Here is a 7,995-nt window from a genome sequence, read left to right on the forward strand (position 1 = left end):
GCGCATATTATGCTGCATTCAATGCCATGGATGTTGAAGCTATCTTGGCATGTCTGGATGACAATGTGGCGCATGATATCAATCAAGGGGACCGTGAAACCGGCAAGCTGGCCTTTCGCGCCTTTCTTGGCCGGATGGATCATGCCTATAGCGAACAGCTGCGTGACATTGTCATAATGACCAGCGAAGATGGCAGGCGCGCGGCGGCGGAATTTATCGTCGACGGCATTTACAAGGTGGCTGATGAAGGCTTTCCTGCAGCGCATGGCCAGAACTACAGCTTGCCAGCGGGCGGTTTCTTTGAGGTTGCGGACGGAAAAATCACACGCGTCTCGGTCTATTATAATCTTGCCGACTGGATTGCCCAGGTTTCATGACTTTAGACGTCCGTTCCTTGACGGATCCCGAGGAGCGCTGGGCCGCCATTCCGGCGCTGTCTGATCTGCGGATCCGGGTTTTTCGCAGTTGGCCCTATCTGTATGACGGCAGTGCAGAATATGAAGCCGCTTATATGGCGGAATTTGTGCGCGAACCGGGTTCGGTGCTTGTCGTCGCCCGGGACGGGGACGCAATCATCGGCGCGGCTACGGCGTCTCCATTGGAGGGGCAGAAGCCGGACATCCAGAATCCTTTCCGCGAACAAGGAATGGATGTTACGCAGATATTCTATTTCGGGGAATCCGTTCTGCTACCCGCCTATCAGGGGCAAGGCATTGGACACCAGTTTTTTGATGCGCGTGAAGACGCAGCGCGCGCCGCAGGGGCACGGAAAACTGCCTTTTGTGCGGTGGTCCGCCCGGACGATCATCCGATGCGGCCCGAAACACCACGCGATTTGCATCCGTTCTGGCGTGCCCGCGGCTATGCGCCGGTGCCCGGTTTGACCGGAACGCTCGAATGGCAGGATCTGGGCGATGATTTCGAAAGCGCGCATGCCATGCAATTCTGGATGCGCGACCTGTGACCGCGTCGGTCCGTATAGCGGCAGCCCAATATCCCATCGGGGAACCCGATAGCTTTGCCAGTTGGCAAGGCAAGGTCGGGCAGTGGGTGGGCGATGCCGCCGCGCAAGGCGCACAGCTTTTGGTGTTTCCCGAATATGCGGCGATGGAATTGGCCGCGATCGACAGGTCGACCGCAAGCGATCTGCATGCCTCGTTGCGGGCCGTGGTTGCCCTGGGGCCAAGAATTGACGCCCATTATGCGGATCTCGCCCGGCAATTTGGGGTCGTCCTGCTCGGCGGAACCCGACCCTTTGGCCAAGAAGATGGGCAGGTTGTAAACAGGGCTACGCTCTATATGCCGGACGGGCAAACGGCATATCAGGACAAGATTATGATGACCCGGTTTGAACGTGAATCCTGGGACATTAAGGGTGGAAAAAGCCTGCGGGTTTTTCGGACATCTTTGGGAATGCTGGGCATTTCTACCTGCTATGATATCGAATTCCCGATGATCGCGCGGGCGCAGGCACAAGCTGGCGCACAGGCCATTCTCTGCCCGTCGTGCACCGACAGCTTGCAAGGCTATCACCGCGTTCGGATTGGGGCACAGGCGCGGGCATTGGAAAACCAGATTTTTGTGGCGCAGGCACCGACCGTTGGCATGGCTCCATGGTCGCCGGCGCTCGACGAAAATTATGGTGCGGCAGGGCTGTTCGTTCCGCCTGATGGGGATAGTCCGGACGACGGCGTTGTGGCGATAGGGACCGAAGGGCAGGGGGCGTGGGTCATGGCAGACGCTGATCTGGCGCGCGTGAACCGCTGGCGCACCGAAGGGGCCGTTCGTCCCTTTGCGCATTGGCCCGAACAATATTGCGGCGCAATGGCCAGCGATTTGCCGGTGGAAGTTGTGCCGCTGGATTAACTGTTCGCAAAAACGGGCGGAGCGGTTAGGGGGACTTCTATGCCACAAAATGCCGCCCTTCCACGCCTGCACCTTCTGCTCGCGATTGCAGTGATGGCGGTGTGGGGCACCAATTTTGTCGTCATCAAATTGGCGTTGGCCCATTTGCCGCCTTTGTGGCTTGCGACGCTGCGTTTTACGTGTGCATTTCTGCCAGCGGCATTTTTCTTAAAACGGCCTGCGGTGCCTTTGTCCAATCTGGCAGCTTACGGCATATTGATCGGGGCCGGGCAGTTCGGCCTGCTGTTTTTGGCGATGAAAGGCGATATTACACCGGGCCTCGCTTCGCTGGTCGTCCAGATTCAGGTCTTCTTTACCATTGCCCTATCCATGCGGCTTACGGGGGAGAGGGTGCGCGGATTCCAATGGGCTGCACTAGCGTTAGCGACAAGCGGGCTGGCCGTCATTCTGACCCATTCGGACGGCAGCGCGACGCCATTGGGATTGATGCTCGTCGTAACGGCGGCCTTTTGCTGGTCGAGTGGCAATATCGTTTCGCGCGCCGCGGGTAAGGTCGACATGCTTGCGTATGTGGTCTGGGCCAGCATCTTTGCCGTGCCGCCATTGTTGACCCTCGCCTTGTTATTTGAAGGCCCGTCTGCCTTGATTACGGGCGTGCACGCAGCAACAGCGACGACCTGGGCCGCGGTGGTCTGGCAAGCGGTGGGCAACACGATGTTCGGCTACGGGATTTGGGGATGGCTTTTGGCGCGGCATCCTGCGGCCACTGTTGCACCTATGGCGTTGCTGGTGCCGATATTCGGGATGGGGGCGTCCGCATTATTCTTGCACGAGCCATTACAGAGTTGGAAATTGCTCGCCGCTGCGCTTGTCATGGGCGGATTGGCGTTAAGCCTTTTATGGCCGAGATTTTTTCAACCTATTTCGAAAATCGAATAGACCGGACCCGCGGCGGTTTGTTCGCCGGTGCCGACGGCGATGACATTATTCAGCCAGCTATATCGGCTATCCCCACATTCGAATTTTGCCACGACTGCCAGTGAATATTCGTGCGGCTCCAGCAATGCGCCTTTGCGGAACCGAGACATTGCTTCGGCTTCGGCCAGAAAGCGGCCCTGATAATTGAGGTAAACCAAAGCCCCGTCGTCGGTTTGGAGCGTTAGGCGGACGTCGATTACCATCACGCCATCTTCACGATTGACGACCCAATCATTTCCGCCCGGCAGTACCGTGCCGTTCAGCCGCTCGCCGGCAAAATGGCCGCCGGTGACGGGGGCAATGCGGCGCAGGCCGGCGGGGGTTTGGCCAATGCTGATCATCCCGGCAAAATCAACGGTCAGCGTCATGGTGATGAGGTGGCGGTGCGGTAAATTGTTCATTGCACAGTTGCTACCATGACGGCAGGATGGCGCAAGAGTTATCAGGGAGAGAGTTTTGGACAACATAATTGCGCGCCGTCCAGGCCCATCGGTACAAGAGGTGTTCGACGGCGACCGTAATCCAGCGCCTGCGGTCATGCGCGTGGAATCACCCGCCATTGGGCAAAGCAGTGATGATGTTTCTATTGCGCGTTACTTCGCCAAAGACTGGCATGACCGCGAAGTCGAGCAGGTTTGGCGCAAGACATGGCAACTGGCGTGCAGGCTGGAGCATATCCCGAATATTGGCGACCATATTGTGTATGACATCGTGCATGACTCGCTCATTGTTGTGCGAACAGGCCCGGACGAGATCAAAGCCTATATCAATTCATGCCTGCATCGCGGCACGATGCTCCGCACCGAAGGCGGTTGCGTGAAGCAGTTTCGTTGCCCCTTCCACGGTTGGACTTGGAAGCTGGATGGCGCATTATCTGTCATTCCCGGCCAATGGGATTTCCCGCATGTTGATAAGGACAAGATGCGCCTTCCCGAAGCCCGCGTGGGCACATGGGGCGGCTTTGTTTTTATTAATTTTGATGCCGATGCCGAACCACTTGAAACTTACCTTGAAAATCTACCCGAGCATTTTGCGTCCTTCAATCTGGAAGACCGCTATGTCGCAGCGCATGTTGCCAAGATTATGCCATGCAACTGGAAATTGGCGATGGAGGCTTTTGTCGAGGCATATCATGTGCCGTTCGCGCATGGGCAGGTGCTGAGCTATTATGGGGACAGCAACACCCAATATGATGTTTGGCCCGGTGTGCGCCATGTCAGCCGGATGATCAGCGTGCAGGGCGTCGCCAGCCCATCGAAACCCGCAACGACAGCTGAACAAACCATAGAGGAAATGCGCCGCGACGTGCCCTTTTTTGCGGGCAAGCCCATTGAAGTGGGCGAGGGTGAAACGGCGCGGGGCAAGCTGGCCGAACGTGCGCGTGAGAAGATTTCGCGCTCGATTGGCCGCGACATGTCCGCCCTATCGGATTCGGAATCGCTCGACTTGATCGAATATATGCTTTTTCCCAATATGGTGCCGTGGGGCGGGCAGGCGCTGCCCATCACCTACCGTTTCCGCCCGAACGGCGACGATCCGGAAAGCTCCATCATGGAAATCATGTTCCTGTTTTCCAAAGCCCCCGATGGATCGCATCCGGAACCCGCAAAAATGACGATGCTGGGACTGGATCAGAAATGGGCTGACGCACCGGAGCTTGGTTCGGCTGCAATGGTCGCTGATCAGGACACCGACAATCTGAAGCGGATCCAAAAAGGTCTGCGCGCGTCGAAGAAACCGGGTGTGACATTGGCGCGCTATCAGGAAAGCCGTATCCGCCATTACCACGAAACGCTGGATGCATATATGGCGCGGTAGCGCATTTGAACAAACAGGCATGTTCCGCTAATGGCTCAGCCTTGGGGGAGCATTCATGCCATTAGCATTCACCGTTTATGACTGGGGCATATTGCTTGCCTATGTCGCATTGCTGGCAATTGCCGGCTATCAGGCGACACGGCGGACCAAAACGGCGGATGACTATTTTCTCGCCGGGCATCATGCGCCGGTCTGGCTGGTTGCGGTGTCCGTTCTGTCGACGATGCAGTCGGCGGCAACATTTCTCGGCGCCCCCGATAACAGCTATCGCGGTGATTACAGCTATCTCACAAGCAACTTCGCCGCGATCATCGCTGCCTTTATCGTCGCACGTTTCCTGATCCCGCGTTTCTACGCAATCGGTGCGACCACGGTATATGAATTGCTGGAAACCCGTTTCGACGCGACGGCAAGACGCGCGGCGGCGGGGATGTATCTCGTCGGCCGGATTTTGGCGAGCGGCGCGCGGCTGTATCTTGCCGCTATTGCGGTTTCGATGATCATCTTCCTTGATGTCGAGCCGCAACATATCGTTATCGCGTCGGCGGTCCTTGTCGTTTTCGGTGTTGTGTTCACACTGTTCGGCGGGCTGAATGCTGTGATCTGGAGCGACCTGGTGCAGGTCGTGCTCTACCTTGGTGGTGCATTGCTGGTGCTTATCTTTCTGCTGGTGAAAATTCCCGCACCTGCTCCGGAAATTTGGGACGCGCTTCAATCTGCACCCGACGGAATGGACAAGCTGCGTTTGTTTGACTGGTCGTTCGACTTTACCAAGCCGTTTACCGTTTGGGCGATCCTGACCGGGCTGGTGCTGCTCAATATCGGCAATACTGGGCTCGATCAGGACACGACGCAGCGCTTTTTGGCATGCGAAAATGCACAATCGGGCAAGCGCGCTTTGTATGCGAGCATGTGGGCGGCAATCCCCGTGGTGGCTTTATTCATGGCAATAGGATCGCTGCTCCACATCTTCTACAACCGCCCCGACCTGATGGGCGTGAGCGTTGGCGCTACCAACGCGTTCGCGGGCGAAAAAATCACGGTCTTCATGTCGTTCATTCTGTCTGAAATCCCACCCGGCTTGCGCGGGCTGGTAACCGTGGGCGTTATCGCAGCGGCGGCGATCAATTCCGGATTAATCTCAATGTCTGCGGTGGTCGTGAACGATTTTTACCGGCCCTGGCTGGAACGGCGTGGCGCACCATCCAGCGAGCAGCATTATGTCAACGCCGGACGCACGGCGATGATATTGCTCGCCTGTGCGCTGTTTGCGATGTCGATACTGTGTTTCTATTGGCAGCATTACAGCGACACGCCTTTGCTAGAATTTGTCCTCGGCGTCATGGTCTTTGCCTATTCGGGCTTGCTGGGCGTCTATGGTACCGTGGTGTTTACGAAGCGTGGGGCGACATGGTCGGTGATCGCCGCCCTGCTGGCTGGTTTTGTCACGATCTTGCTGCAACAGCATTATGTCGTGGATAGCCTTGGGCTGCCAACCGCGTGGAAGGCGCTGGCCTTCCCATGGCAGCTATGTATCGGGACGGCAGTCGCCTTTGCTGTTTGCTGCGCCGGTCGTGATATCAAGGATAAATCAGATACCTCGCCCGTAGCTGCCTAAAGGCGTCAAGCCCCGGCTGCCACTCAGCCTCAATCTCGCTGACGGCTTTTCCGTCCAAAATGCCTTTACGGACCGTGTCGGTTCCTGCCAGCTGGTCGAAAAAGCTTGGGGAGCCGGCGCGGAATTCAAACTTGTCTGGGTACATGCCGTGGACCGCCTTCACCAAAGCGATTCCGGTGCGGAATGGCTGGAATGTCGTGCTGTTGGTGGGGATGACCCACACGCCGTGACACGGCTGCCCAGCATATTTGGAAAAATCCGGTGTAAAGGAAATGGGCGCGAAAGCGACACCCGGCAATCCCATTGCATTTAATCGTTCCGCCAGTGCCGCGCCATCGATGAAAGGCGCGCCGATATATTCGAAGGGTTTTTCGCTGCCCCGTCCTTCGGAGATGTTGGTGCCCTCAAACAAGGCTGTGCCGGGATATACTTCGGCTGTTCGCGGTGTCCGCATATTGGGTGAGGGCGGCACCCAAGGCAAATCCCAAGCGACATAGGGCGCCAAGTCCCGATTCCAGCCGCGCATGGGAATAACGCGCAAGCGCGTGCGCAGCTTTTCCTCACCGACGAACATCTGCGCGAGCTCACCGAACGTCATTCCGTGACGTACCGGCATGGCAAAGCTTCCAACAAAAGAGGCAAATGCGGGTTCGAGGACTGGCCCCTCTATCATCACCCCGCCTAGCGGGTTGGGACGATCCAGCACGATCACCTCGGCTCCGGATTTCTCTGCGGCGCGCAGCATGAACAGCAATGTCGAGGAATATGTATAAAAACGCGTGCCGACGTCCTGCAGATCGACCAGCACAATATCAATGCCGTGCATCATCTTGTCAGTCGGCATCTTGGTTTCGCCGTAGAGGCTGTGGACGGGCAAACCGGATTTGGGATCGATGCCCGAGGCCACCTTTTCACCGGCTTGGGCCTCTCCACGCACGCCATGTTCCGGGCTAAACAGCGCGACAAGATTGATGGCGGGATGCGCGCGCAACAGATCGACGTCGCTGACGCCCTTGCGATCAACGCCGGTTTGGTTGGTCAACAGTGCGACCCGCTTTCCCTTGAGCAGCGCCAGTTGGTCGGAAAGCAAAGCTTCGATCCCGGGGGTGATATGCCTGATGGGAATGGCGATCGATTTGATGGGGGTTGGAGCTTTTGGCTGAATCGGATCAGCCGCAACGGCGGCCAGTGGAAACAGCGCAATGACAAAGGTCAAAAATATTCGCATCATGAAAGGCTATTGGATAACGGCACCCGCCGCAAAGAAAAAGGGCCGGAGGTTTCCCTCCAGCCCTTTTGATATTCGTTTGATGTCGTGGCTTAAGCGCCAGCGACGTCCGCCAGATTGATCTTGAGGCCTGGGCCCATTGACGAGCTGACCGCAACGCGGCGGACATATTTGCCCTTTGATCCGCTTGGCTTGTTCTTGATGACGGCGTCGATCAACGCGTCGAAGTTCTTGCGCAGGTCAGCGTCAGAGAAGCTCTTCTTGCCGATGCCGCTGTGGATGATGCCCTGCTTTTCAACGCGGAACTCAACCTGACCAGCCTTTGCAGCCTTTACAGCTTCAGCAACGTCCATGGTGACTGTACCGAGCTTCGGGTTTGGCATCAGGCCCTTTGGACCCAAGGTCTTACCCAAGCGGCCAACGATGCCCATCATGTCCGGCGTTGCGATAACGCGGTCATAATCAAGGTTACCGGCCAACATGTCTT

At 57.2% G+C, this 7,995-nt stretch carries 8 protein-coding genes and 1 pseudogene; 6 read left to right on the forward strand and 3 right to left on the reverse strand.

The window, feature by feature from the left end; all coding sequences use genetic code 11:
• From ACILQA_RS08150 to ACILQA_RS08165, 4 genes are all read left to right on the forward strand, one after another.
• Positions 1–377: ketosteroid isomerase-related protein (locus ACILQA_RS08150; protein ID WP_395629250.1), on the forward strand; the 377-nt coding region annotated here is incomplete at its 5' end.
• A complete protein-coding gene (locus ACILQA_RS08155; RefSeq protein ID WP_395629251.1) occupies positions 374–964 on the forward strand; it encodes a GNAT family N-acetyltransferase in 591 nt (196 codons plus the stop codon). The genes ACILQA_RS08150 and ACILQA_RS08155, both read left to right, overlap by 4 nt.
• Complete coding sequence (locus ACILQA_RS08160; protein WP_395629252.1) at positions 961–1,866, forward strand: carbon-nitrogen hydrolase family protein; 906 nt, start codon at positions 961–963, stop codon at positions 1,864–1,866. Before ACILQA_RS08155 ends, ACILQA_RS08160 begins: the two co-directional genes overlap by 4 nt.
• A 39-nt stretch (positions 1,867–1,905) precedes the next feature.
• Entirely contained in the window at positions 1,906–2,805 is a 900-nt protein-coding gene (locus tag ACILQA_RS08165; protein WP_395629253.1) for an EamA family transporter, read from the forward strand.
• Here the strand turns inward: ACILQA_RS08165 and ACILQA_RS08170 are convergent.
• Positions 2,781–3,245 carry a DUF3237 domain-containing protein gene (locus tag ACILQA_RS08170; protein ID WP_395629254.1) on the reverse strand — a complete coding sequence of 155 codons (465 nt, stop codon included), beginning with the start codon at positions 3,243–3,245 and terminating at the stop codon, positions 2,781–2,783. The genes ACILQA_RS08165 and ACILQA_RS08170 overlap by 25 nt on opposite strands.
• A gap of 55 nt (positions 3,246–3,300) precedes the next feature.
• On the opposite strand from ACILQA_RS08170, the gene ACILQA_RS08175 reads away from it, so the two are divergent.
• Positions 3,301–4,662 carry an SRPBCC family protein gene (locus ACILQA_RS08175; RefSeq protein WP_395629255.1) on the forward strand — a complete coding sequence of 454 codons (1,362 nt, stop codon included), beginning with the start codon at positions 3,301–3,303 and terminating at the stop codon, positions 4,660–4,662.
• Between the two features lie 55 nt (positions 4,663–4,717).
• Positions 4,718–6,280: a sodium:solute symporter gene (locus ACILQA_RS08180; RefSeq protein WP_395629256.1), complete on the forward strand. Its 1,563-nt coding sequence runs from the start codon at positions 4,718–4,720 to the stop codon at positions 6,278–6,280.
• On the opposite strand, the gene ACILQA_RS08185 is transcribed toward ACILQA_RS08180, so the two are convergent.
• Both ACILQA_RS08185 and ACILQA_RS08190 read right to left on the reverse strand, forming a co-directional pair.
• Entirely contained in the window at positions 6,243–7,511 is a 1,269-nt protein-coding gene (locus ACILQA_RS08185; protein WP_395629257.1) for an exo-beta-N-acetylmuramidase NamZ domain-containing protein, read from the reverse strand. The two genes, ACILQA_RS08180 and ACILQA_RS08185, sit on opposite strands and share 38 nt — an antisense overlap.
• Before the next feature lie 89 nt (positions 7,512–7,600).
• Positions 7,601–7,995: pseudogene (locus ACILQA_RS08190) on the reverse strand (50S ribosomal protein L1); the annotation flags it as partial.

This window comes from Sphingorhabdus sp., assembly GCF_044239005.1.
GTDB lineage: Bacteria > Pseudomonadota > Alphaproteobacteria > Sphingomonadales > Sphingomonadaceae > Sphingorhabdus_B.

Coding starts and splice junctions, on each gene's coding strand:
- ACILQA_RS08155 (WP_395629251.1), top strand. CDS start 374: ATGACTTTAGACGTCCGTTCCTTGACGGATCCCGAGGAGCGCTGGGCC.
- ACILQA_RS08165 (WP_395629253.1), top strand. CDS start 1,906: ATGCCACAAAATGCCGCCCTTCCACGCCTGCACCTTCTGCTCGCGATT.
- ACILQA_RS08170 (WP_395629254.1), bottom strand. CDS start 3,245: ATGAACAATTTACCGCACCGCCACCTCATCACCATGACGCTGACCGTT.
- ACILQA_RS08180 (WP_395629256.1), top strand. CDS start 4,718: ATGCCATTAGCATTCACCGTTTATGACTGGGGCATATTGCTTGCCTAT.
- ACILQA_RS08185 (WP_395629257.1), bottom strand. CDS start 7,511: ATGATGCGAATATTTTTGACCTTTGTCATTGCGCTGTTTCCACTGGCC.